Source organism: Aquitalea aquatilis (assembly GCF_005155025.1).
GTDB lineage: Bacteria > Pseudomonadota > Gammaproteobacteria > Burkholderiales > Chromobacteriaceae > Aquitalea > Aquitalea aquatilis.
The window spans coordinates 1,318,380-1,341,848 of record NZ_CP039731.1 but is presented as its reverse complement, the minus strand read 5'-3'; the positions used below and the strand labels follow the sequence as shown (position 1 = coordinate 1,341,848).

General features: G+C 62.5%; 19 protein-coding genes. 11 read left to right on the top strand and 8 right to left on the bottom strand.

The features are described from left to right. The 3 genes from FAZ30_RS06095 to zwf all read right to left on the bottom strand — a co-directional run bounded on the left by FAZ30_RS06095 (position 1) and on the right by zwf (position 3,267). Positions 1 to 978 (bottom strand): glucokinase, encoded by a 978-nt coding sequence (locus FAZ30_RS06095; RefSeq protein ID WP_124645285.1) that lies wholly within the window; start codon positions 976 to 978, stop codon positions 1 to 3. Continuing rightward, positions 959 to 1,636, bottom strand: a complete 678-nt coding sequence (gene pgl / locus FAZ30_RS06090) for a 6-phosphogluconolactonase (RefSeq protein WP_124645286.1) — start codon at positions 1,634 to 1,636, stop codon at positions 959 to 961. The genes FAZ30_RS06095 and pgl overlap by 20 nt, the downstream gene beginning before the upstream one ends. 152 nt (positions 1,637 to 1,788) lie before the next feature. Beyond that, entirely contained in the window at positions 1,789 to 3,267 is a 1,479-nt protein-coding gene (zwf, locus tag FAZ30_RS06085) for a glucose-6-phosphate dehydrogenase (protein WP_124645287.1), read from the bottom strand. Between the two features lie 249 nt (positions 3,268 to 3,516). On the opposite strand from zwf, the gene edd reads away from it, so the two are divergent. From edd to FAZ30_RS06035, 10 genes are all read left to right on the top strand, one after another. Beyond that, complete coding sequence (gene edd / locus FAZ30_RS06080; RefSeq protein ID WP_124645288.1) at positions 3,517 to 5,352, top strand: phosphogluconate dehydratase; 1,836 nt, start codon at positions 3,517 to 3,519, stop codon at positions 5,350 to 5,352. Between the two features lies 1 nt (position 5,353). Further along, entirely contained in the window at positions 5,354 to 5,977 is a 624-nt protein-coding gene (locus tag FAZ30_RS06075) for a bifunctional 4-hydroxy-2-oxoglutarate aldolase/2-dehydro-3-deoxy-phosphogluconate aldolase (protein WP_137009066.1), read from the top strand. A gap of 130 nt (positions 5,978 to 6,107) precedes the next feature. Then, positions 6,108 to 6,803, top strand: a complete 696-nt coding sequence (locus FAZ30_RS06070) for a response regulator transcription factor (RefSeq protein ID WP_137009064.1) — start codon at positions 6,108 to 6,110, stop codon at positions 6,801 to 6,803. A 6-nt stretch (positions 6,804 to 6,809) separates the two neighbouring features. Next, positions 6,810 to 8,237, top strand: a complete 1,428-nt coding sequence (locus FAZ30_RS06065; RefSeq protein WP_124645291.1) for a sensor histidine kinase — start codon at positions 6,810 to 6,812, stop codon at positions 8,235 to 8,237. Positions 8,238 to 8,496: 259 nt separating this feature from the next. Further along, a complete protein-coding gene (locus FAZ30_RS06060) occupies positions 8,497 to 9,741 on the top strand; it encodes an ABC transporter substrate-binding protein (protein ID WP_124645292.1) in 1,245 nt (414 codons plus the stop codon). 207 nt (positions 9,742 to 9,948) lie between these two features. Next, positions 9,949 to 10,851, top strand: a complete 903-nt coding sequence (locus FAZ30_RS06055) for a carbohydrate ABC transporter permease (RefSeq protein ID WP_124645293.1) — start codon at positions 9,949 to 9,951, stop codon at positions 10,849 to 10,851. Next, positions 10,844 to 11,701: a carbohydrate ABC transporter permease gene (locus FAZ30_RS06050; RefSeq protein ID WP_137009062.1), complete on the top strand. Its 858-nt coding sequence runs from the start codon at positions 10,844 to 10,846 to the stop codon at positions 11,699 to 11,701. Before FAZ30_RS06055 ends, FAZ30_RS06050 begins: the two co-directional genes overlap by 8 nt. Positions 11,702 to 11,704: 3 nt before the next feature. Further along, complete coding sequence (locus FAZ30_RS06045; RefSeq protein ID WP_137009060.1) at positions 11,705 to 12,814, top strand: ABC transporter ATP-binding protein; 1,110 nt, start codon at positions 11,705 to 11,707, stop codon at positions 12,812 to 12,814. Next, on the top strand, positions 12,814 to 13,707 hold the full coding sequence (locus FAZ30_RS06040; protein ID WP_137009058.1) for an aldo/keto reductase: 894 nt from the start codon (positions 12,814 to 12,816) through the stop codon (positions 13,705 to 13,707). The genes FAZ30_RS06045 and FAZ30_RS06040 overlap by 1 nt, the downstream gene beginning before the upstream one ends. Positions 13,708 to 13,795: 88 nt before the next feature. Next, positions 13,796 to 14,614, top strand: a complete 819-nt coding sequence (locus FAZ30_RS06035; protein ID WP_124645297.1) for an HDOD domain-containing protein — start codon at positions 13,796 to 13,798, stop codon at positions 14,612 to 14,614. 268 nt (positions 14,615 to 14,882) lie between these two features. Here the strand turns inward: FAZ30_RS06035 and FAZ30_RS06030 are convergent, their stop codons facing one another. Next, complete coding sequence (locus tag FAZ30_RS06030; RefSeq protein WP_137009055.1) at positions 14,883 to 16,757, bottom strand: ribonuclease catalytic domain-containing protein; 1,875 nt, start codon at positions 16,755 to 16,757, stop codon at positions 14,883 to 14,885. 268 nt (positions 16,758 to 17,025) lie between these two features. Here FAZ30_RS06030 and FAZ30_RS06025 point away from each other — a divergent pair, with 268 nt between their 5' ends. Then, a complete protein-coding gene (locus FAZ30_RS06025; RefSeq protein ID WP_246043411.1) occupies positions 17,026 to 18,657 on the top strand; it encodes a GGDEF domain-containing protein in 1,632 nt (543 codons plus the stop codon). 98 nt (positions 18,658 to 18,755) lie between these two features. Here FAZ30_RS06025 and FAZ30_RS06020 read toward each other — a convergent pair whose 3' ends face one another. The 4 genes from FAZ30_RS06020 to argH form a co-directional block, all read right to left on the bottom strand. After that, a complete protein-coding gene (locus FAZ30_RS06020) occupies positions 18,756 to 19,526 on the bottom strand; it encodes a DeoR/GlpR family DNA-binding transcription regulator (RefSeq protein WP_059286917.1) in 771 nt (256 codons plus the stop codon). A gap of 134 nt (positions 19,527 to 19,660) precedes the next feature. Beyond that, entirely contained in the window at positions 19,661 to 20,359 is a 699-nt protein-coding gene (locus tag FAZ30_RS06015) for an aspartate/glutamate racemase family protein (RefSeq protein ID WP_158613650.1), read from the bottom strand. 18 nt (positions 20,360 to 20,377) lie between these two features. Then, the gene (locus FAZ30_RS06010; RefSeq protein ID WP_137009053.1) at positions 20,378 to 21,964 is read right to left on the bottom strand and encodes an EAL domain-containing protein; all 1,587 of its coding nucleotides are present in this window, start codon (positions 21,962 to 21,964) and stop codon (positions 20,378 to 20,380) included. A 92-nt stretch (positions 21,965 to 22,056) separates the two neighbouring features. After that, positions 22,057 to 23,439 (bottom strand): argininosuccinate lyase, encoded by a 1,383-nt coding sequence (argH, locus tag FAZ30_RS06005; RefSeq protein WP_124645301.1) that lies wholly within the window; start codon positions 23,437 to 23,439, stop codon positions 22,057 to 22,059. Positions 23,440 to 23,469 lie beyond the last annotated feature (30 nt).

The window sequence follows — 23,469 nt, the reverse complement described above, 5'->3', positions numbered from 1 at the left end:
TCAGTGCTCCAGGTGCGCCGCCAGCGCTGCCGACGCGCCGATGAGCGCAGGGTAGCGGCTATCGATGACAAATACCGGAATCGCCGCCAGATAAGCGGAGAAGCGGCCCTTGTCTTCGAAGCGCGGGCGGAATGGCGACGTTTTGAAGTAGTCGATCAAACGTGGAACGATACCACCGCCAAGGTATACCCCGCCACGTGCGCCTAGCGTCAGCGCCAGATTGGCCGCAGCCGTACCCAGCATGGCGCAGAAGGCATCCAGCGTTTCGCGGCAGCGCGGACAGGCACCCGAGAGGCCACGGGTGGTGATGTCGGCGGCGGACAAATCCTGCTCGGGCTCGCCGGCCAGTGCCGCCAGTGCGTGATAGATCAGCACCAGTCCCGGACCGGACAGCAGGCGCTCGGCCGACACATGGCCGTGCCGTTCGCGGGCATAGTGCCAGATGGCGGCTTCGCGCTCGTCAAACGGAGCAAAGCTGACATGGCCCCCTTCGCCGGCCAGCGGGCTATAGCCGCCGGGGTAAGGCAGCAGGGCAGATACACCCAGACCGGTGCCGGGGCCGATCAGCGCCAGCGGGCTGCCGGCCACCGCTTCGCCGCCCCCCACCTGCACCAGCTCATTGCGTGGCAGATGCGGTAGCGACAAGGCCAGCGCGGTGAAATCGTTGATGACGATGAGCGAAGTCAGCCCCAGCGCCAGCCGGGTGGCTTCGATGGAAAAGGCCCAGTGGTGATTGGTCATCTGCACCCAGTCACCGGTGACCGGGTTGGCAATGCCAATGGCCGCATGGGCTACGGCGCGGGTGCCGACGCGCGCCAGATAGCTGCGCATGGCGGTTTCCAGCGTGGGGAAATCGGCACAGGGCAGCACCTCGACATCCTCCAGCACCGCCGGAGCGGTTTCCAGCGCAAAGCGGGCATTGGTGCCACCGATGTCGGCCACCAGCCGTGGCCAGGTATTAGGCAGTCCAGTAGACATCGATGGGGCACTCCGTTTGCAACAGGAAATGGCTGATGGGCAGGCTGTCGTTGATACCCTGCACCGCCTGATCGAACACCTTGCGCTTGCCCGCACCCTGGATGGCCAGGATCAGCTGGTCGCAAGCCAGCAAGGCCGCCTTGCTCATGGTCACGCGCAGGTGCGGCGCAGTCAGCGGCTGCACGGTCAGCAGCGGCAGGCTGCGCGCCATGTCCAGCCCGTCGGCCAGCGCAGCAGCCCCTGGGAAGAGCGAGGCGGTGTGACCGTCCTCGCCCATGCCCAGCACCGCTATGGTGGGGCGCAGATAGGCCTTGTTGGCAGTAGCCAATTCGGCAGCAGCATCGACAGCCTCGCCCACCAGCGGCAGAAAACGCGCAGCAGCGGCGGCATCCTGCAGCAGATGTTCGCGCACCAGCGCGGCATTGCTGTCCGGGTGATCGGCCGGCACGAAGCGCTCGTCCACCAGGGTGATCACCACGCGGGACCAGTCCAGTGACTGAGTGCGCAGCGCATGGAAAAACGGCACCGGCGACTTGCCGCCGGATACCGCCAGCACGGCCTGACCATCGCGTTCCAGCGCATGGGCCAGACCTTGGGCCACGGTGGCGGCCAGCGCGACGGAACAGTCCGCCGCCTCGGAAAATTCATACCACTTCATCAATGCCATCCTCACGTTGCACCCGGCCCCGGGCAGGCCACGACACCGGGTGAATGCCGCTCTTGCTGGCCGGCTTGTTATTGCTGTGTTGTGCTGCCCGCGATTGCAGGTGCAGGAGAGGGCGGGCAGCTAGCCGCCCGCCATGCCATCTATCAGCTCTCTTCGTGCCAGCTGATGCCGTCACGGCTCAGCAGCGCGCTGGAAGCGGCCGGGCCCCAGGTGCCGGCGGTGTACTGCTTGGGTGGGGTGTTGCTGCTGTTCTGCCAGCATTCCATGATGGGCATCACCCAGCGCCAGGCTTCCACCAGTTCGTCCCGACGCATGAACAAAGCCAGCTTGCCGCGGATCACATCCAGCAGCAGGCGCTCGTAGGCATCGGCACGGCGTACCTTGAAAGCCTTGTAGAAGTCCAGATCCAGGAAGGCCGGCTGCAGACGCATGGTGTCGCCCGGCTCCTTGGCCAGGAAGTACAGACGGATGCTTTCTTCCGGCTGCAGCTGGATCACCAGCCGGTTGGCGGTGTGGCTGCCGCTGAGCGGGCCGGAGAACAGCTGGTGCGGCACATCGCGGAAATTGATGACAATCTCGGCCAGGCGGTCCTGCATGCGCTTGCCGGTACGCAGGAAGAAGGGCACGCCGGCCCAGCGCCAGTTGTCGATTTCCGCCTTGATGGCGACAAAGGTTTCGGTATTGCTGTCCGCCGGGATGCCCAGCTCCTGCAGATAGCCCACCACCGGTTGCCCGGCCACGGCGCCGGCCTTGTACTGGCCGCGCACCGTCTTGTTGGACACATCCTGTTCGCTGAACGGGCGCAATGCCTTGAGCACCTTGAGCTTTTCATCGCGCACGGCATCGGCTTCCATGCTGGCCGGCGGCTCCATCGCCACGATGCACAGCAGTTGCAGCAGATGGTTCTGCACCATGTCGCGCAGCGCGCCGGTGCCGTCGTAGAAGTCGCCACGCGTGCCCACGCCGAGGTCTTCGGCAATGGTGATCTGCACGTCGTGAATCCACTCGCGCCGCCACAGCGGTTCGAACAGCGCATTGGCAAAGCGGATGGCCATCAGGTTCTGCACCGACTCCTTGCCCAGGTAGTGGTCGATACGATAGAGCTGTTCTTCCTTGAAGAAGTGCGCCACATCGTCATTGATGGCATTGGACGAATCCAGATCGATGCCCAGCGGCTTTTCCAGTACCACGCGCACATTGGGTCGATTCAGGCCGACAGCTGCCAGGTTTTCGCAAATGCCGGCAAACAGATTGGGCGCGGTGGCCAGATAACAGACCACCACCCGCTCCGGGTGCTGCCCTACTGCTTCGGCCAGGGCCGGATAGTGGGCGGCGTTGCCGGCATCCACCTGCAGATAGTCGATACGGCTGCAGAAAGAAGCCCAGGCCGCCGCATCGAAGTGTTCCTTGATATGCTGGCGCGCGCTCTTTTCCACCTGGGCCAGGTAGTCGTCGCGGCTCATCGCCTTGCGACCCAGTGCCAGCAGGCGGCCTTGCTCGTTGAGCAGGCTGGCGGCATGCGCCTGGTAGAGGGAGGGCAACAGCTTGCGCATGACCAGGTCGCCGGTGCCACCGAACAGCACCATATCGAAAGCGGGGGTAGGCGTGCTACGGTTATCCATAGTGATCTTCCGTCTCGTGCATTTGCAATGTAGTTATATTACCACCCGATTTTGGCATGTCCATGTGATTTGCCGGGGTAATACGCAGAAAGCAACACCTGCCATTTCATGGAAAATTTGGCAGAAACCTTTACCAGAAAGCCTCTAAAGCCCATTCGGCCGAATAAGCCGGTAATTGGGCCAGGCTGTTTTCTTGCAATTTAAGTGTAGTAAAACTACCATTTACCCACATTCATCACGGGAATTGCCATGGCCCTGCACCCGGTACTGCATACTGTTACCCAGCGCATCATAGATCGCAGCCGCGAGCGTCGCGCGGCCTATCTGAATCATCTGGCTGCTGCCGCCCAGCAGGGCAAGGTAGAACGCGCCCAACTGTCCTGCACCAATCAGGCCCACGCCTTTGCGGCCATGCCGGACAATATCAAGATCCACCTCAAGGAAGCACACCGCCCCAATCTGGCCATCGTTTCCGCCTATAACGACATGCTGTCCGCCCACCAGCCGCTGGAAGCCTACCCGGCCTGGATCAAGGAAGAAGCCCTCAAGGCCGGTGCCACTGCCCAGTTTGCCGGCGGCGTACCCGCCATGTGCGACGGCGTGACCCAGGGCCAGCCCGGCATGGAGCTGTCGCTGTTCTCGCGCGACGTCATCGCCATGAGCACGGCCGTGGCGCTGTCGCACCAGATGTTCGATGCCAGCCTGTATCTGGGCGTGTGCGACAAGATCGTGCCCGGCCTGCTGATTGGCGCGCTGACTTTTGGCCATCTGCCGGCGGTGTTTGTTCCGGCCGGCCCGATGACCACCGGCATTGCCAACGATGAAAAGGCGAAGGTGCGCCAGTTGTTTGCAGAAGGCAAGGTGGGAAGGGATGCGCTGCTGGAATCCGAGTGCCAGTCCTACCACGGCCCCGGCACCTGTACCTTTTACGGCACGGCCAACTCCAACCAGATGATGATGGAAATCATGGGCCTGCACCTGCCGGGTACCGCCTTCGTCAATCCGGGTACACCGCTGCGCGAGGCACTGACCCGCGCAGCCGCCCGTCAGGCCGCGCACATCGCCGCCCAGGGTGAGCATTTCACTCCGGTGGGCCGCATGATCGATGAGAAATCCATCGTCAACGCCATCATCGGCCTGCTGGCCACCGGTGGCTCCACCAACCACACCCTGCATCTGGTCGCCATTGCCCGCGCCGCCGGCATCGATATCAACTGGGATGATTTCGACGAACTGTCGGCCATCATCCCGTCGCTGACCCGCGTCTACCCCAATGGCAAGGCCGACGTAAACCACTTCCATGCCGCTGGCGGCATGGGCTTTGTCATCCGCGAACTGCTGGCCGCCGGCCTGCTGCACGAAGACGTGGATACCATCGTCGGCCGTGGCCTGTCGGCCTACGCCAACGAGCCGTGGCTGGACAATGGCCAGCTGAAATGGCGTCCGGCCCCGGCAGTCAGTGGCGACGACAACGTACTGCGCCCGGCCGCCGACCCCTTTACCGCCGATGGCGGCCTGCGCGTGGTGTCCGGCAACCTGGGCCGCGCCGTGATCAAGGTTTCGGCGGTCAAGCCGGAACACCGCGTGGTGGAAGCCCCGGCCGTGGTATTCCACGACCAGAACGAACTCTTGGCCGCCTTCAAGCGTGGCGAACTGGAACGCGACTTCATCGCGGTCATCCGCTTCCAGGGCCCGCGCGCCAACGGCATGCCGGAGCTGCACAAGCTGACCCCGGCGCTGTCCATCCTGCAGGAACGCGGCTTTGCCGTGGCCCTGGTCACCGATGGCCGCATGTCCGGCGCATCGGGCAAGGTGCCGGCTGCCATCCACGTCTCGCCGGAGGCGGTAATGGGCGGTAGTATCGGCAAGGTTCGCGATGGCGACATCGTGAAACTGGATGCCAATGCCGGCACGCTGGAAGTGAAAGTGCCGGCCGAAGAATGGGCGGCGCGCGAGCAGATCAGTGTCGATCTGCAACACAATCAATTTGGCGTCGGGCGTGAATTGTTCGCGGTATTCCGCGAATCCGCCGATGCCGCGGAAGCTGGTGCCATGAGCTTCCATCACCCGCTGTGGAGAAACTGATATGGACGCTTTGACCCTGTTGCGTCAGGGACCGGTTGTGCCGGTCATCGTGGTAAATGACGCCGCTGTTGCGGTAGACCTGGCGCGTGCGCTGGTGGATGGCGGCATTCGCGTGCTGGAAGTCACCCTGCGCACCAAGGCGGCGCTGGCCGCCATGCGCCGCATGCGCGACGAAGTACCCGGAGCCATCGTCGGTGCCGGCACGCTGCGCAACCGCGCCCAGCTGGAAGCCGCACTGGATGCCGGCGCCCAGTTTGGCGTCAGCCCCGGCCTGACCCCGGAGCTGGCCTCGGCCGCCCGCAATGCCAACCTGACCCTGCTGCCCGGCGTGGCCACCGCCTCCGAAGCCATGCGCGCCCAGGACGAAGGCTTTGACATCCTCAAGCTGTTCCCGGCCGAAGCCGTGGGCGGCATCAAGCTGCTCAAGTCGCTGGCCGGCCCGCTGCCCGACCTGCGCTTCTGCCCTACTGGCGGCATTGATCTGGTCAAGGCCAAGGAATACCTGGCCCTGCAAAACGTACTGGCCGTCGGCGGTAGCTGGCTGACCCCGGAAGACGCCATCGCCAACCGCGACTGGGCGCGCATCACCGAGCTGGCCAAGCAAGCCAGCGCGCTGGCGCAGTAAACCCCGCCTGCAGTCCTGCCCCGAAGCCCGCCCTGTGCGGGCTTTTTGCTGCAATGCACATCGCGCCGCGATGGCCGAAGCCACCAAATCTGCACTACCATCAGGCCTTCACCTGCAGCCTGTCGCTCCTATGAAACTGTTTCTGGCCGAAGACGATGCCGTACTGGCCGATGCCCTGCTTACCCGCCTGACCCAGCTGGGCTTCGAGGTCTGCCATCGCCGCGATGGCCTGGCCGCCCAGCAGGTGCTGCTGAGTGAAGCGTTCGATGCTGTCATTCTCGACATCGGCCTGCCCGGACAGGACGGGCTCAAGGTGCTGCGCCATGTGCGCGTACACCAGCCGGCACTGCCCATTTTGCTGCTGACCGCACTGGACAGCATGGAAGACCGCGTGGCCGGGCTGGATGCCGGGGCCGATGACTATCTGGTCAAACCCTTCGATTTCCCTGAGCTGGAAGCACGCATCCGCGCCCTGCTGCGCCGCCAGCGCGCCAGCGATACCGTGCGTGACGAACTGCAACGGGAAGAACTGCACTTTGGCCCGCTACGGCTGGACCGCAGCGCCCAGCGTGCATGGAGCGGCACGCAACCGCTTGATCTGTCGGCACGCGAGCTGGAACTGTTGTTCATCCTGATGAGCCAGGCGGAAAAAGTCCTGAGCAAGGAGCAAATCTCCGCCGCCCTGTCCGGCGAAGGGGAAGAAATCGGCAGCAATGCGGTGGAAGTCTATGTGCACCGGCTGCGCAAGAAACTGGATGGCAGCGGTGCCGGCATCCGTGCGGTGCGCGGGCTGGGCTATCTGCTGACGCTGGCCGAAGACAGCTAGGCCACCATGCCGCGTCCGCGCCAACTTTCCCTGCGCCGCCAGCTGCTGATCTGGCTGCTGCTGCCGCAGCTGGTGCTGTGGCTGGCCGCCGCCATGCTGGCGCATGCCATGGCGGTGCGCTATGCCAACGAGGTGATCGACCAGACGCTGGCACAGACTTCGCGCGCACTGGCGCGGCAGGTCAAACCCTTCGGCAATGGTTTCTATGTCGACTTCCCGCGCGCTGCCCGCGAAATCCTCGAAGAAGACCCGACCGACCGCGTCTATTACATGGTCAGCTCGCCACCGGCAGCCTTTTTGCTGGGCGAACCGGCCATGCCGCGCCCACCGGCCACGCTGGCAGCCCGCGCCGGGGCCAGCTATTTCTATAACGCCAGCATGAAAGGCCAGGATGTGCGGGTGGCTGCGCTCTATCTCTTGGCCGGCACGGTGGAACAGCCGCAGCTGATGCTGGTACAGGTAGCCAAAAGCCGGGCGCTCAGCGCCGAACTGACCCGCAAGATCCTGCTGGACATGGGCCTGCCCCTGCTGGGGCTGATGTTGCTGACCAGCCTCTTGGTCTGGGCTGGCATCAGCCGTGGCCTGTCGCCGCTGCGCCGTCTGCGCCGGGTGGTGGAAAACCGTTCGCCACGCGACATGGCCCCCATCGAAGTCAACAATGCCCCGGCCGAAGTACGCGCCCTCACCGCCGCCATCAATAGCCTGCTGGAAGAGGTCAACCGCCAGGTGGAGCAGCAACGGCGCTTTATCGGCGATGCCGCCCATCAGCTGCGCACGCCGCTGGCCGGGCTGAAATCGCAGAGCGAACTGGTCAAGGCCGAACTGCTGGGCAGCACACCGGACATCCCGCGTGCCTGCCGCCAGCTGGAGCAGGTGGAAACCAGCGTGGCGCGCTCCATTCATCTGGTCAACCAGCTGCTGGCGCTGGCGCGGGCCGAGCCGGAAGCCGGCCTGCAACTGAAGCAGCTCGACCTGAAGCAGCTGTGTCGCGAAGTCACCGCCGAGGCCGTGCCGCGTGCGCTGGCGCGCAAGCTGGACCTGGGGCTGGACAGCGGCGACGACAGCCTGCAGGTGCTGGGCCACGCCGGCCTGCTGCGCGAACTGCTGGCCAACCTGCTGGACAATGCCATCCAGTACACCCCGCCCGGCGGCGAAATCACCGTGACACTGCGCCTACTCGGCCAGCACGTGCAGTTGCAGGTATGCGATACCGGCCCCGGCATCGCCCCGGCCGAACGCGACAAGGTGTTCCAGCGGTTTTACCGGGTCAACAGTCTGGCTGGCGGCAAGGGCTGCGGCCTCGGGCTAGCCATCGTGCAGGAGATCGCCCGCCGCCATCACACCCGGGTGGAACTAAGCGACAACACCCCGCACGGACTGTGTGCCAGCCTGCTGTTCCAGCGGGAAAATCCCTCCGGGCAAGCCGGCCCGTAGTGTAGTTGACACACTACGGCGCACCATTTTGCTGCAAAGCAGCACCAGCGCAGTGCCTTATGTTTATTGAATTATCTCCAATGTCATGCTGCGGCGCATTCAGGCTTTGTCATTTTCTTACAGCATTTCGCTCCAAACCTTACACAAAACTTACAATCTGCCGCTATAGTTCTTGCACATCCGGCCCCGGTCCTGACCGCGCGCCGCCGGATGCACCATAAAAAACCTAAATGCAACGCTACAAGATGGAGACAAGAGAATGAAACGCAAACAGCTGAGCGCAGCACTGCTGGCCGCCACCCTGCTGCCGGCCACGGTATTTGCCGGCGAAGTGGAAGTGCTGCACTGGTGGACCTCGGGCGGCGAAGCCAAGTCCGTGGCCGAACTGAAAAAAATGATGACCGCCAAGGGCGATAACTGGAAAGACTTCGCCGTGGCTGGCGGCGGTGGCGACAATGCCATGACCGCGTTGAAAACCCGCGTGGTATCCGGCAACCCGCCGACAGCCGCCCAGATCAAGGGCCCGGCCATCCAGGAATGGGGTGCCGAAGGTGTGCTGGCCAATATCGATGCGGTGGCCAAGGCTGAAGGCTGGGACAAGCAGCTGCCGCCGGTAGTCAGCCAGGTGATGAAATACAAGGGCCAGTACGTGGCCGCCCCGGTCAACGTGCACCGCGTGAACTGGCTGTGGGTGAACCCGGAAGCCTTCAAGAAGGCCGGTGCCAAGGTGCCGGCCAGCTGGCCGGAATTCTTTGATGCCGCAGAAAAACTGAAAAAAGCCGGCATCCAGCCGATTGCCCATGGCGGCCAGCCGTGGCAAGACGCCACCCTGTTCGAATCGGTGGCACTGGGCGTAGGTGGCCCGGCCTACTACAAGAAGGCTTTCGTGCAGCTGGACCAAGCCACGCTGGCCGGCCCCACCACCCTGAAGGTGTTTGAAACCCTGCAAAAAGTGAAGGGCTATATCGACAAGGGCGCCGCAGGCCGTGACTGGAACCTGGCCACCGCCATGGTGATCAATGGCAAGGCCGGCATGCAATTCATGGGCGACTGGGCCAAGGGTGAATTCACCGCCGCCGGCAAGAAGCCGGGCAAGGACTTCCTCTGTGTTGCCGCACCGGGTACCGCCGGCAGCTTCACCTTCAACATCGACAGCCTGGCCATGTTCAAGCAGAAGGACGCCGCCGCGCAGAAGGCTCAGGCTGATCTGGCCGAAACCGTGATGAGCAAGAACTTCCAGGAAGTGTTCAACCTGAACAAGGGTTCGATTCCGGCCCGTCTGGACACGCCGATGGACAAGTTTGACGACTGCGCCAAGAAGTCCAAGGCTGACCTGACCGCTGCCTCCAAGAGCGGCGGCCTGGTGCCCAGCTTCGCCCACAAGATGGCCATGCCGTCTGCCACCGAAGGCGCAATGGACGACGTGATTTCGCAGTTCATGAACTCGTCGATGAGCCCGAAAACCGCTACCGAGCGTCTGGCCAAGGCCGGCAAGGTGCATTAAGCGAGCAGCAAGCTTGCCCCGGGCCAGCCGGCCCGGGTGCGCAATGCCGTGGACAGCCCTGACGCGCCATGCGGCCTGCGGCTGTCTGTCTAACTCCTAGCAAAGCAAGCCATACCGTCTGACCATCCGTCCTGCCTCCCCGCCAGGACAGATCGACGCTGCGCGTCCCGCGCGGCATCGCCTCAGCGGCATGGCGAGGATTGATTCATGTCCACACCCCAATCACAAGCCAGTCTGTCGGCGCTGGCAGACCGCTGGCTGCCCAAGCTGGTGCTGTCGCCCACCTTGCTGATCAGCCTGGTGTTCGTCTACGGCTTCATCGCCTGGACCGGCTGGCTGTCGCTGACCGAATCGCGGCTGCTGCCGCAGATGGATTTCGCCGGCCTGATCCAGTATCAGGCACTGTTCGAGAATGACCGCTGGTGGACTGCCGTGGCCAATCTGGGCATTTTCGGCGGCCTGTTCATCGGCTGCACGCTGGCCGTCGGCCTGTTCCTCGCCGTGCTGCTGGATCAGAAAATCCGCAGCGAAGGCACGCTGCGCACCATCTATCTGTACCCGATGGCCTTGTCCTTCATCGTCACTGGTACCGCCTGGAAATGGATGCTGAATCCGGACATGGGCCTGCAAAAAGTCATCAACGACTGGGGCTTTCCCGACTTCACCTTCGACTGGCTGGTGGACCCGGACAAGGCCATCTACACCGTGGTGATTGCCGGGGTGTGGCAGTCGTCCGGTTTCGTGATGGCGCTGTTCCTGGCAGGCCTGCGCGGCATCGACGACTCCATCATCAAGGCCGCCCAGGTGGATGGCGCCAGCCTGCCGGTGATCTACTGGCGCATCATCATCCCCAGCCTGCGCCCGGTGTTTTTCAGCGTGCTGCTGATCCTGTCGCACATCGCCATCAAGAGCTTCGACCTGGTGATGGCGCTGACCGGCGGCGGCCCCGGCACCGCTTCGGACGTGCCGGCCATCTTCATGTACCAGTTTGCCTTTACCCGTGGCCAGCTGGGCCTGGGGGCCGCCTCGGCCATGATGATGCTGATGACCATCGTCGCCGTGCTGGTGCCGCTGATGTATATGGAAACAAGGAGCGCCAAACGTGGCTAAACACCTCACCCCCGGCCGCATCGTGCTGTATGCCGCACTGGTGCTGATGGCCATCTATTACCTGCTGCCGCTGTACGTGATGCTGTCCACCTCGGTGAAAACCCTGGACGACATCCGGAGCGGCAACCTGATCGCCCTGCCGCAATCCATCACGCTGGATGCCTGGAGCAAGGCCTGGTCCAGCGCCTGCACCGGCGTGGAGTGCGGCGGCATGAAGGGCTTTTTCTGGAATTCGGTGAAGATGGCCGTGCCATCGGTGCTGATCTCCACCCTGATCGGCGCGGTCAACGGCTACGTGGTGTCGATGTGGCGCTTCCGTGGCTCGGACGTGCTGTTCACCCTGCTGCTGGTCGGCTGCTTCATCCCCTTCCAGGTGGTACTGCTGCCGATGGCGCGCCTGCTGGGCGAGCTGGGCATTGCCAATACCACCAGCGGGCTGATCCTGGTGCACGTGATTTACGGCCTGGCCTTTACCACGCTGTTTTTCCGCAACTTCTTCGTCACCATCCCGGATGAGCTGGTAAAGGCCGCGCGCATCGACGGTGCTGGTTTCTGGACGATTTTCCTGCGCATCCTGCTGCCCATTTCCGGCCCCATCTTCATGGTGTGCGTGATCTGGCAGTTCACCCAGATCTGGAACGACTTCCTGTTCGGCGTGGTGTTTGCCTCTGGCGAATCGCAGCCCATCACCGTGGCGCTGAACAATCTGGTGAATACCTCTACCGGGGTGAAGGAATACAACGTGGACATGGCTGCCGCCATCATCGCCGCGTTGCCCACCCTGTTCGTTTACATGGTTGCCGGCCGCTATTTCGTGCGTGGCCTGACAGCCGGTGCTGTGAAAGGTTGAACGATGGCCGCTCTCTCCATCAATAATGTTTGCAAGACTTACGCCAACGGCACCGACGTGCTCAAGGGCATTGATATCGCCATTGAAGACGGCCAGTTCCTGATTCTGGTTGGCCCCTCCGGCTGCGGCAAATCCACGCTGCTGAACATGATTGCCGGGCTGGATGACATTTCCAGCGGCGATATCGAAATCGGCGGCAAGCGGGTGAACGAGCTGTCGCCCAAGGACCGCGACATCGCCATGGTGTTCCAGAGCTATGCGCTCTACCCGTCGATGAGCGTGCGCAAGAACATCAGCTTCGGGCTGGAAATCCGCAAGATGCCGCAGGCCGAGATCGACGCCACCGTCGAGCGCGTGGCGCAGATGCTGCAGATGACCCACCTGCTGGACCGCAAGCCCTCGCAGCTGTCCGGTGGCCAGCGCCAGCGCGTGGCCATGGGGCGGGCGCTGGCACGTAATCCGTCCATTTTCCTGTTCGACGAGCCGCTGTCCAATCTGGACGCCAAGCTGCGGGTGGAGATGCGTACCGAAATCAAGCTGATGCACCAGCGGCTGAAATCCACCATCGTCTATGTCACCCACGACCAGATCGAGGCGATGACGCTGGGCGACCGCATCGCGGTGATGAAGGACGGCATCGTGCAGCAGTTTGGCAGCCCGCAGGACATCTACGACAACCCGGCCAATCTGTTTGTGGCGAGCTTTATCGGCTCGCCATCGATGAACTTCATTCCGGCGCAGGTGGTGGAATCCGCCGGCGTGCTGGGGGTGAAAATCTGTGACGACCAGGGTTGCGTCATCCTGCCGCTGCCGCATGCCCAGGACAAGATGAAGCCGTGGCTGGGCCGCGAGGTGATTTTCGGCATCCGCCCGGAACAGATCACCGACGCCCGCACCGCCTACCGCGAAGGGCTGCCGGTGATGGCCTGCCATATCGACGTGATCGAACCCACCGGCCCGGACACCCTGGTGTTTGTTTCGCTCAACAACACCAAGGTATGCTGCCGTACCCACCCGACCGAAGCCAAACTGCCGGGCCACAGCATGGAACTGGTGTTCGACGTGTCCAAGGCCGTGCTGTTCGACCCCACGACAGAACAACGGATTGCCTGATGCACACCTTGCCACCTGCACAACTGGCCCCGGGAGGGCCAGTTGTGCAGGTGGCCGCCGGCCTGTGGCGGCTGCACGACTGGAATTTCTCCCCAGCCGAGCTGGCACACTGGATCGAGCATGCCATCAGCCTCGGCATCACCACCTTCGACCATGCCGATCTCTACGGTGGTTTTCGCTGCGAGGCGCTGTTCGGCCAATGGCTGAAGGCCAACTCCGGCCGGCGTGAGCACATCCAGCTGGTGAGCAAGTGCAGCATCAAGCCGGAAGATGCCAGCCGCGGCTGGCAGGTGAAGCACTACGACAGCAGCCGCGCCCATATCCTGGCGTCGGTAGATACCTCCTTGCAAAACCTGGGCACGGACTATCTGGACCTGCTGCTGATCCACCGCCCGGACCCGCTCATGAACCCGGACGAAGTGGCCGACACCTTTGCCAGCCTCAAGGCCAGCGGCAAGGTGCGGCACTTTGGCGTGTCCAATTTCAGCCCCAGCCAGTTTGCCCTGCTGGCATCGCGCACCCCGCTGCTCACCAATCAGCTGGAGGCCTCGCTGCTGCACACCGCGCCCTTGTTCGACGGCAGCTTCGACCAGTGCCTGCAGGCCGGCATTCGGCCCATGGTGTGGTCGCCGCTGGCTGGCGGCCTGCTATTGCAGGCAGCGGCCCACCCGGCCCTGCATGCCGTACTGGCTGACATTGCCGGCGAATTGGCCGTCCAGCCGGCCACCGTAGCGCTGGCCTGGCTGCTGCGCCACCCGGCCCGCCCCTTGCCCATCGTCGGCTCGCGCCGCCTGTCGGCGCTGGACGAAGCTGCCGCCGCCTGCCAGCTGCACCTGGAGCGGCAGCACTGGTTTGCCCTGCTGGAAGCCGCCCACGGCCACAGCGTGGCCTGACAGCAACAGCACACGGTATTTTAAATCTTTTATTCCCCGCCGCTTCGCCTAAGCTCAATAAGCTAGGTCATGACAAAGGGGGTAAGACATGCAAGTGGCGGACATTTTTGAAAAAGCCTCGGGACGGCTGCCCATGGTGCCCAAGGTGGTGCAGGAGCTGATCGAAAGCTTTCACAAGACCGATATCAATATCGATGAAATCAGCGACAAGGTAGGCCATGACCAGGTGCTGACCGCGCGCGTGCTGCGGCTGGCCAATACCGCCCGCTTTGGCGGTAGCCGCCGCGTCGGTTCGCTGGATGATGCCGTGGTATTGCTGGGCTTCGACAATCTGCGCATTCTGGTGATCGCCTCCGGCATTACCGGTGCCACGGCCGGCATTGCCGGCTTTGACATGAAAAGCTTCTGGCAGCGCAGCTTTGCCATGGCCAATACTGCCAAGCGGCTGGCGCGGCTGGCCAAGCTGGATGCCCAGCTGGGTTATACCTGTGGTCTGCTGTCCAATATCGGCGAGCTGGTGCTGCATGTGGCCATGCCGGAACAAGCGGTGCAGATCGACAAGATCGTCGCCGGCGGTGCCGACCGGGTCGCCACCGAACGCATGCTGCTGGGCGTAGACCTGACTGAAGTGGGCGCCGAGCTGGCACGGCGCTGGAACTTCCCCGACGACATCCAGCAAGCCATCCGCGATCAGCACGACCTGCTGGGCGATGTCACCCAGTTTGCCATCGTGATCGGCCTGTCGGCCTACCTGGTGGCCGGCTTCAATCACGACATGAGCGAGGCCGACATGCAGGCCACCCTGCCATGGGCGGTGGTGGACAAGCTGGGCATTGATCGCGACGCCATCAATGCCGCCATGGGCGAACTGAAAGAAGCCTGCACCGGTATCGACGACATGTTCTGATTCCGCCCCACATCACAAAACAAAAGGCTGCCCGCAGGCAGCCTTCAGGCTGCTGACCAAGTAAGTTGGCACAATTGCACCGGACCCGGCAGAGCCGGGCCTTTCGACTAAGTGATTACTTCCGCAGCCTGCCCATCTATTCCCTATCCCCCCGCCCTTACCCTGTAAGGGAGCCTCGCTTTCTTTTCAGAAAGCGAGAGGGGTGTGGCAATAAGCAAAAGGCTGCCATCAGGCAGCCTTTTTGTTTTCATCCCGGACAGGGCAATACTCAACCTTCTTCTTCCTCGCTGGCCGCTTCGACATGGCCCACCACGCCAGTGAAGCGGAACTCGATCTCGGCCATCAGTTCGTCGATGCGGATCACGCCCAGCTGGATACGGTCGCCCCGTGCCAGTTCCGGCAGGCCCGGAATGCGTACCCGCATCGGCAGGCCGTCGATCCGTACCAGATCTTCCTTGATGAAGGTGGCGGTGATATTGCTGACCCCTTCCTGGGTAAACCAGCGCAGGCACCAGAAATGCTCCAGCTTGTCCTGGAAACCCAGATAGGCAGAGTAAGTCGCGTCAAAATCGCGCAGCAGGGCGAACAGCATGGCGTTGCCCTGCTCGAACTGCGGCTTTTCGCCACGGATCATCGCGGTGAGCTGGCGCTGGTTGACGAAGTCGGTGGCACGACGCAGCGGCGAGGTGGCCCAGGCATATTGCGCCACGCCCAGGCCGATATGCGGCTCGGGACGGGTGGTCATGCGCACCTTGCCCATGCTCTGGGCACGGTACATGGCGGGGATGTCGGCCTCGGCCAGCATGCGGCCCCACTCGCTGTTGGCCAGAATCATCAGTTCCGACACCAGCTTGTCCATGGGCCCGCCGCGCTTGCGCAGGGTGATCTGCACCTTGCCATCGACCACATCGAAGTTGTAGTCCATCTGCACCGGGCGGGTGGGGTCGTATTTGCCACGGCGCTTTTCCAGCGCATTGGCAAAATGCCACAGCCAGGTCAGTTCCTGCTTGAAGGGGTAGTCGATACCCGGATCGTTCAGCAGGGTGTCTTCGTTGAACTGCTGTTCCAGCTGGGCATGGCGCAGGTTGGCCCCGATGCGCACCTTCTCGATGCGGCTTTCATAGGCCACCGGCTCGAACTCGGGCGTGACATCCACGTACAGGCTGAGCGCCGGGCAATCCTGGCCTTCCTGCAGGGTGAAGGCCTGTACCACGTCATCCGGCAGCATGGTGATCTTGTCGCCGGGGAAATACACGGTGGACAGGCGGCTCCACACCAGCTTTTCGATGTCCGAATCCACCGGCACGCCCAGCGTGGGGGCGGCGATATGGATGCCGACACGCTTGTTGCCATCCGGCAGATCGACAACCGACAGCGCATCGTCGATCTCGGTGGTGTTGGCATCATCAATGGAGAAGGCCACCGCTTCTGCCAGCGGCAGGTCTTGCGGCGGCTGCGGTGCCGCGTATTTGCCGAAACCGGCGCCCTTGGGGAAGTATTCCATCAGGAAACCGGCCATCAGGTAGTCGGGCACCGAACTGATGCCGCCCACGCTTTGCGCCAGTTTCAGCGGCGGCTGGTTCAGTTCGCGCGCGGCCTGATCAAAGGCCTTGAACTCCAGCGTGCTCTTGTCCGGTTTCCACAGCAGCGACATCAACTGGCTGCGGATGGCCTCCGGCAAGCTGCCGGCCTTCAGTTCGGCGACCCAGCCGTCGATCTGCTCCTGCTCGCGCTTCTTGCGCTCGATGCCGGCCAGCGCGGCTTTCAGTGCTTCTTCCGGGGCTTTCTTGTAACGGCCCTTGCCCTTTTTGTAAAAATACATGGGCGCGCCGAATACTCGCAGGATGATGGCTGCACTTTCCAGTGCCGAAGGCGCATGGCCCCAGTAATCGGCGGCCAGCACATCGTGCTCGAACTCGTCTTCCGGACTGCACTCCCACAGGAAATCCAGATCAATTTCATCGGCCATTTTTTCAGCTGCAGGCAGAAAATCTGCCACAGTCGAGCTAAACTCGAGAAAAACATTGCTGGATTTGATCTTGGCTCGCTTGCCATGTTGAGTATCTACCTGCAAGCTGGCATCGGAACGGGAAACGATCGTGCCAACCTTGAAGGAGCCGCTTTCTTCGTAAAATACGTTCATTTGCGCGCCAACTGATTCATTAAGCCAAAATTATATCATTTCACCTTCAGGCCCTGCGCCACTTTGCAAATGCAGGCGCAGCAACAGGATTCAGAGCCGCTGACAAAACCTCGCAGAGGACCCGGCCGACGCAGACAGTACCAGTCGTACGGCAAGGAGGCGCAACGCAGGAGCGGGGGTTTTGTCAGTGGGTCTTAACATGCGGCGGCCACAGGCCAGCTCGTCTTTACATAACAATTCGCATGTCGGCAGGAATCGGGTATCCACTATGACGCTGGGAAGCAACGCAAATATTTCGGCAAGAGAGCACGCGGCACGTGAGATCGACCGTATTGGCCACATGCTGGTGACCCGCTGGGATCGCTCGCTGGCCACGCATCTGCTGTCCTTGGTCAGCAATCTGGAACGTTACATTCAGGGCGAAGACGCCGCACAGCTACTGCCCGAATGCCTGGCACTGCGCGAGCTGTTACAGCTATGGCTGCTGCAGAACGATACGGTGCCGGGCGAAACCGAACGCTATGGCGCGCTACGCCACCATCTGGGCATCGTCAGCCAGCTGGCCATGATGGAAGGCCGCCAGCTGTTGCCGGAACACTTCAGCGGCGGGCTGATCCAGCAGGGGCCGCATCTGGTTTATCTGTGGATGCCGCCCAGCGAAGAAGCCCGCAACCTGAGCGAACAGCTGTCCTGTTATGGTTTCATGGTGCAATCCATGTACCAGGCCTCCAAGCTGGCGCAGGCGCTGCAGGATGCCACGCCGGCAGCGGTGGTGGCTTATACCGACTTCAATCCCGGCGACCCCATCATGGCGCTGGCCGACACCATACGCGGCCTGTGCCCGTTGCTGTTTTGCTCGTCACGCTACGACTTCGAAGCCCGCCTGCTGGCGGTGCGGGCTGGTGCGTCCGGCTTCCTGGCCTGGCCGCTGCTGGCGCACGAGCTGATCGACAACCTCAGCTTTGGCGATCTGGGAGAAAAGCGCGATCCGCTGCGGGTGATGATCGTGGAGGACATGGCCTCGCTGGCCGGCCTCTACGCCAATGTGCTGAACAGCCATGGCGTGGATGCGCTGCAGGTCACCGACCCGGCGCGCGTGCTGGACGGCATCGTGCAATTCCGCCCGGACCTGATCCTGATGGATATGTATATGCCGGAGTGCAATGGCATGGAGTTGGCGCAGATCATCCGCCAGCAACGCTTGCTGGATGGCATTCCCATCCTGTTTCTGTCGGTGGAAAAACGGCAGTCCATCCAGCTGGATACCCTGACGCTGGGCATCGACGGCTTCCTCACCAAGCCGGTGGCGCCGGAAGAGCTGGTGGTGACGGTGATCAACCGCGCGCGCCGCTACCGCAAGCTGCGCTCCTACATGATCAACGACAGCCTCACCGGCCTGCTCAACCACTCCCATCTGTATGCCCAGCTGGAGTACGAAGTATTGCGCGCCAAGCGCGACCAGCGTGCGCTGTCGCTGGTCATGCTGGACCTGGACCACTTCAAGACCATCAACGATACCTATGGCCACCCGGCCGGCGACGAGGTGCTGGTGAATCTGGCCCGCTTCCTGAAAGAGCGGCTGCGCCGTTCCGACCTGATCAGCCGCTATGGCGGCGAAGAGTTTGCCATTGTCCTGCCCGGCACCCGTCAGGAAGACGCCTTGCGCATCATGAATGCCATGCGCCAGGCTTTTTCCCAGATCGAACAGCGCAGCAACCAGCAAACCTTCCGCCAGACCTTCAGCGTCGGCATCAGCTCGCTGGCCACCGCCGACGACACCACCCTGCTGGTGCAGCAGGCGGACGACATGCTGTACCAGGCCAAGCGACTGGGGCGCAACCGGGTAGAGGGCTACTCGCCCGAACATGTCCCGCTGTCGCGGCGCGAAGCGGAAGCCTGAGTCTGCCTCGGCACACAAGCAAGCAAAACGCCCGCTAAACGCGGGCGTTTTTCCTGGCAAGCGGTGTGGCGCAATCGCGCCAGCACACGCCACACCGTTCAGACTGCGTCGGCCAGAATCAGCCTGACATTGTGTTCTTCCAGCAGCTTGGCCAGCGACTCCGGCGGCTCGGCATCGGTGAACACAGTGTGGAATTCACTGATATGGCCCATGCGCACCAGGGCATTGCGGCCAAACTTGCTGTGGTCGGCCGCCAGATAGCGGTGACGGGCATTGGCCATCATCGCCTGTGCCACCCGTACTTCGCGGTAGTCGAAATCCAGCAGCGAGCCATCGGTTTCGATACCGGACACGCCGATGATGGCGTAGTCCACCTTGAACTGGTTGATGAAGTCCAGCGTCGCCACACCAGTAATGCCGCCATCCGATGCGCGCACCACGCCGGAGGTGATCATCACGGTGAAATCCGGGTTGGCCGACATGATGGAGGCCACATGGATATTGTTGGTGATGACGCGCAAACCCTTGTGGGTGATGGTGAGCGCCTGCGCCACCGCCTCGATGGTGGTGCCTATGCTCATGAACAGCGAAGCGTGATCGGGAATGCTGCCGGCGATCATGTCGGCAATATGTGCCTTTTCGCTCTGAAATTTTCCTTTGCGCGCAAAGTAATCCTCGTTTTCCACGCTGCTGCCCAGGGCAGCTCCACCATGGTAACGGCGCAGCAAATTTTCTTCGCACAGCTGGTTGATGTCGCGCCGGATGGTCTGCGGCGTGACATCGAGCAGTCTGGCCAGCTCTTCGATCGGCATGAAGCCGTTTTCGCGGACCAGCTGCAGAATCTTGTCGTGACGGGGTGAGCGGCTCATAGGGATTCGATTCCGAAAATCATGTTTAGTTACTAACATATTTTCCGGTCAAAGGGCAAATGCTTGCACCGATCCGCCCTTGACCCGCCACAAGCCTTTGGCGAAAGCCGTATTCCGTACAACAGCTGGCCAGACTAGCCGAGCACAGCCTGCATGGCCGCTGCAGCCAGTACTGCCGTGGTATCCACCGCCGGCATGCCGCAATTGGCTTCGTCCAGCACCAGCGGCAGCTCGGTACAGGCCAGGGCAAGGCCATCACAGCCCTGGGCACGCAAGCCATCCACCACTTGCAACAGTTGCTGCAGGCCGTCCGCACTGGCCCTGCCGGTGGGCACCAGCTCGTCAAAGATGACCTGCTGCAGCATCGCCTGCTGCGCCGGGTCTGGAATGCACTCTTCGATGCCTACGGCGGCAAATGGAAGGCGGTAAAGATGGGACTGCATGGTCCAGCGCGTGCCCAGCACGCCCACCCGACGCAGGCCACGACGCTGGCAATCGGCGGCTACCACGTCCAGCATGCTCAGCACCGGCACGGGAGAGCGCTGGCGGATGCCATCGATACGGCAATGCACGGTATTGGCCGGGATCACCGCCAGTTGCGCCCCGGCCACGGCCAGCCGCTGCAGAGAGCCGACGATGGAATCTTCCACAATGTCCCAGCGCTCCTGCAGCTGGGCGGCGTGCACCACGCCAAAGTCTGGCTGGTCCAGCACGAAACGCGGGTGATGATGGTGACCGCAGCACAGGCTGGCAGAAAGCTGGTGCAGCTTGGACAGGCAATCAAGGGCGCCGGGGACGGTCACGCCGGCTACGCCGATAACGGGGAGGGTCATGTTTGGGCTTGGCATCTGTTAGGGGTGTACCTCGGCGTGAACGCGGGTACGCGGTTCGGATGGCCTATTATGCCATTCGGGACGCAGCATGAACTCACTGATCGGCATCGGCCGCGCATAGCGGTAGCCTTGCAGCAGGTGTGCACCATGCTGGCGCAGATAATCTTCCTGCTGCATGCACTCCACGCCTTCCGCCACCACCGTCAGCCCCAGCTTGGCAGCCAGTTGCAGAATGCTGTCCAGGATATCCGCCGACAGGCTGTCACTGCCGATGCCGGCGACAAAGCTGCGGTCTATCTTCAGTTCATCCACATCCATTTTCTGCAAATAGGACAAGCTGGAATGCCCGGTGCCGAAGTCATCGATGGCAATGCGCACACCCAGATCATGCAGCTGCGCCAGCAAGGCATCGGTTTGCGGGCCGGTGTTGATCAGTTCGCGCTCGGTCAGCTCCAGGGTGAGCCGGATGCTGCCGGGCGGGAAGGCCGACAGGAAAGCGGCGCAGTCGGCCGGCAGGGAGCCATCGGCCACATAGGCGGCACTGACATTGATGCTGATCTGAAAACCAGCGGGCAAGCTGAGCACGCCCAGTTGCGCGGCAGTCTGCTGCATCAGCGAGCGGGTCATGGCCACGATATGGCCGGTACTTTCGGCAAAGGGGATGAACAGCTCCGGCAACACCATGCCATCGAGCGGATGCTGCCAGCGCATCAGCACTTCCACCCCACACCACTGCAGGTGCTGGCTATCGACCAGCGGTTGCAGGTAAGGAATGAATTCCTGCTGGCGCACCGCCCGTTGCAATTCGCGGCTGGGCGCCCCGCTGCGCAGCAGCAGGCGATGAAAACCCCAGCTGAAGGTGCAGCTGAACAGCAGCAGCAGCAGCAGTTGATCCGGCTCCTGACTTGCCCTTTGCTGCAACATGGCGGGCATGGAGAAATCCATCACCAGCTCCAGTGGATAGCGTGCCGAGGCCAGGCGTCGCTGCTGCCAGTAAGGGCGGGGCTGCGGCGCAATCATCTCGCCACTTTCGCTTAACCAGCTGTCGCCCACATGCAGATAAAACCAGGAGTCCTGCTCCAGATGAGTCAGTCTGTCCTTGAGATATTCACTATCCACCACGACCTGGATGCCGCCGACATCAGTACGCTTTGCCTCCAGCCACAACAACAGCAAGGGGTGCCAGGGCGATAGCCGGTTACCCGGTTTTAATTGCAGCCGCTGCACGCGCGGGTATTCCTGCGAATAGGCCGGCGCATGCCAGCCAATCACCGAATCGCAATACACCCGGCCGGCGTGGTCGATCAGGCGCATCGAACGGACATAGGGCTGGATGGTGACTTGGCGGCGCATTTCCGGATAAATGACCTGACAGTCCACACTGGGCTGTTGCAGCATGCCCTCGCCGGTTCTCTGGGCCCGATCCACGATCTGCTCGATTTTTTCCAGCTTGTAAGCAAGCTGGGCCTTCAACGCGTGCTGGATGGCCGCATGAAACTGGTACAGCATCAACAGGCCGCCCAGCATGAACAAGGCCAGCCCGGGCAGCATGGTGAGCATGATGCGCTGGCTGCGCCCCAGCGGCTCGATGGAAGGAAATTGCACGGAACCTCCGCTGAAAATTCATCACAGGTCCCACTGTAGGCCAATAAAAAACCGCCGATAGCGGCGGTTTGGTTTTAAACAGTATTAACTGTTCAACTGGCCAGTCTTGCCTTGTGACGGGCAATCTGGGCGCGTACCTGATTCGGCGCAGTGCCGCCAACATGGTCGCGCTGGGCCAGGCTGCCCTCAGGTGTCAGCACCTGGTAGATGTCCTGCTCGATCAGCTTGCTGAACTGTTGCAGCTCCTCCAGCGACAGGTCGGCCAGATCCACACCACGGCCTTCGGCGTAGCGCACGCTCAGCGCCACCACTTCGTGGCTGTCGCGGAAAGGCAGGCCCTTCTTCACCAGGTAGTCGGCCAGATCGGTGGCGGTGGCAAAGCCCTGCAGCACGGCGGCGCGCATGGCTTCCGGCTTCACGGTGACGCCACGCATCATGTCGGCGTAGATGCGCAGGGTGTCGATCAGCGTGTCCACGGTGTCGAACAAGGGTTCCTTGTCTTCCTGATTATCCTTGTTGTAGGCCAGCGGCTGCGCCTTCATCAGGGTGACCAGCGCAATCAGGTGGCCCACCACGCGGCCGGATTTACCGCGTACCAGTTCCGGCACGTCCGGGTTTTTCTTCTGCGGCATGATGGAGCTGCCGGTGCAGAAGCGGTCGGCGATGTCGATGAAGCCGACGCGCGGGCTCATCCACAGGATCAGCTCTTCCGACAGGCGGCTCAGATGCACCATCACCAGGCTGGCGGCGGCGGTGAATTCGATGGCGAAGTCACGGTCGGACACGGCGTCCAGCGAGTTGTGGCAGACATCGTCAAAGCCCAGCAGCTGGGCGGTGTAGTGGCGGTCGATGGGGAAGGTGGTGCCGGCCAGTGCGGCAGCGCCCAGCGGCAGGCGGTTGACGCGCTTGCGGCAGTCGGTCATGCGTTCGGCGTCGCGCGCCAGCATTTCCACGTAGGCCAGCATGTGGTGGCCAAAGGTCACCGGCTGGGCTACTTGCAGGTGGGTGAAGCCCGGCATCACGGTATCAGCGTGTTGTTCGGCCAGCTCCAGCAGGCTGGTTTGCAGTTCGGCGATGAAGCCGACGATGGCGTCGATCTGCGCGCGCAGCCACAGGCGGATGTCGGTGGCGACCTGGTCATTGCGCGAACGGCCGGTGTGCAGGCGCTTGCCGGCATCGCCGATCTTGTCGGTGAGGCGACGTTCCACATTCATGTGCACGTCTTCCAGATCCACACTCCACTCCAGCCGGCCGGCGCGGATGTCGTCCAGGATTTCAGCCATGCCGCGTCGGATAGCCGCCACGTCGTCATCGGACAGCACACCAGCCTTGTTCAGCATGGCGGCGTGAGCCAGCGAGCCCTCGATGTCGAATTCGGCCAGACGTTTGTCGAAGTCGATCGAGGCGGTGTATTTCTTGACGAGTTCGGAAACCGGTTCGCTGAAGCGACCGGACCAGGCATGGCTTTCTTGCATCTCGATGATTCCCTGCGGTGATTGTTCTGG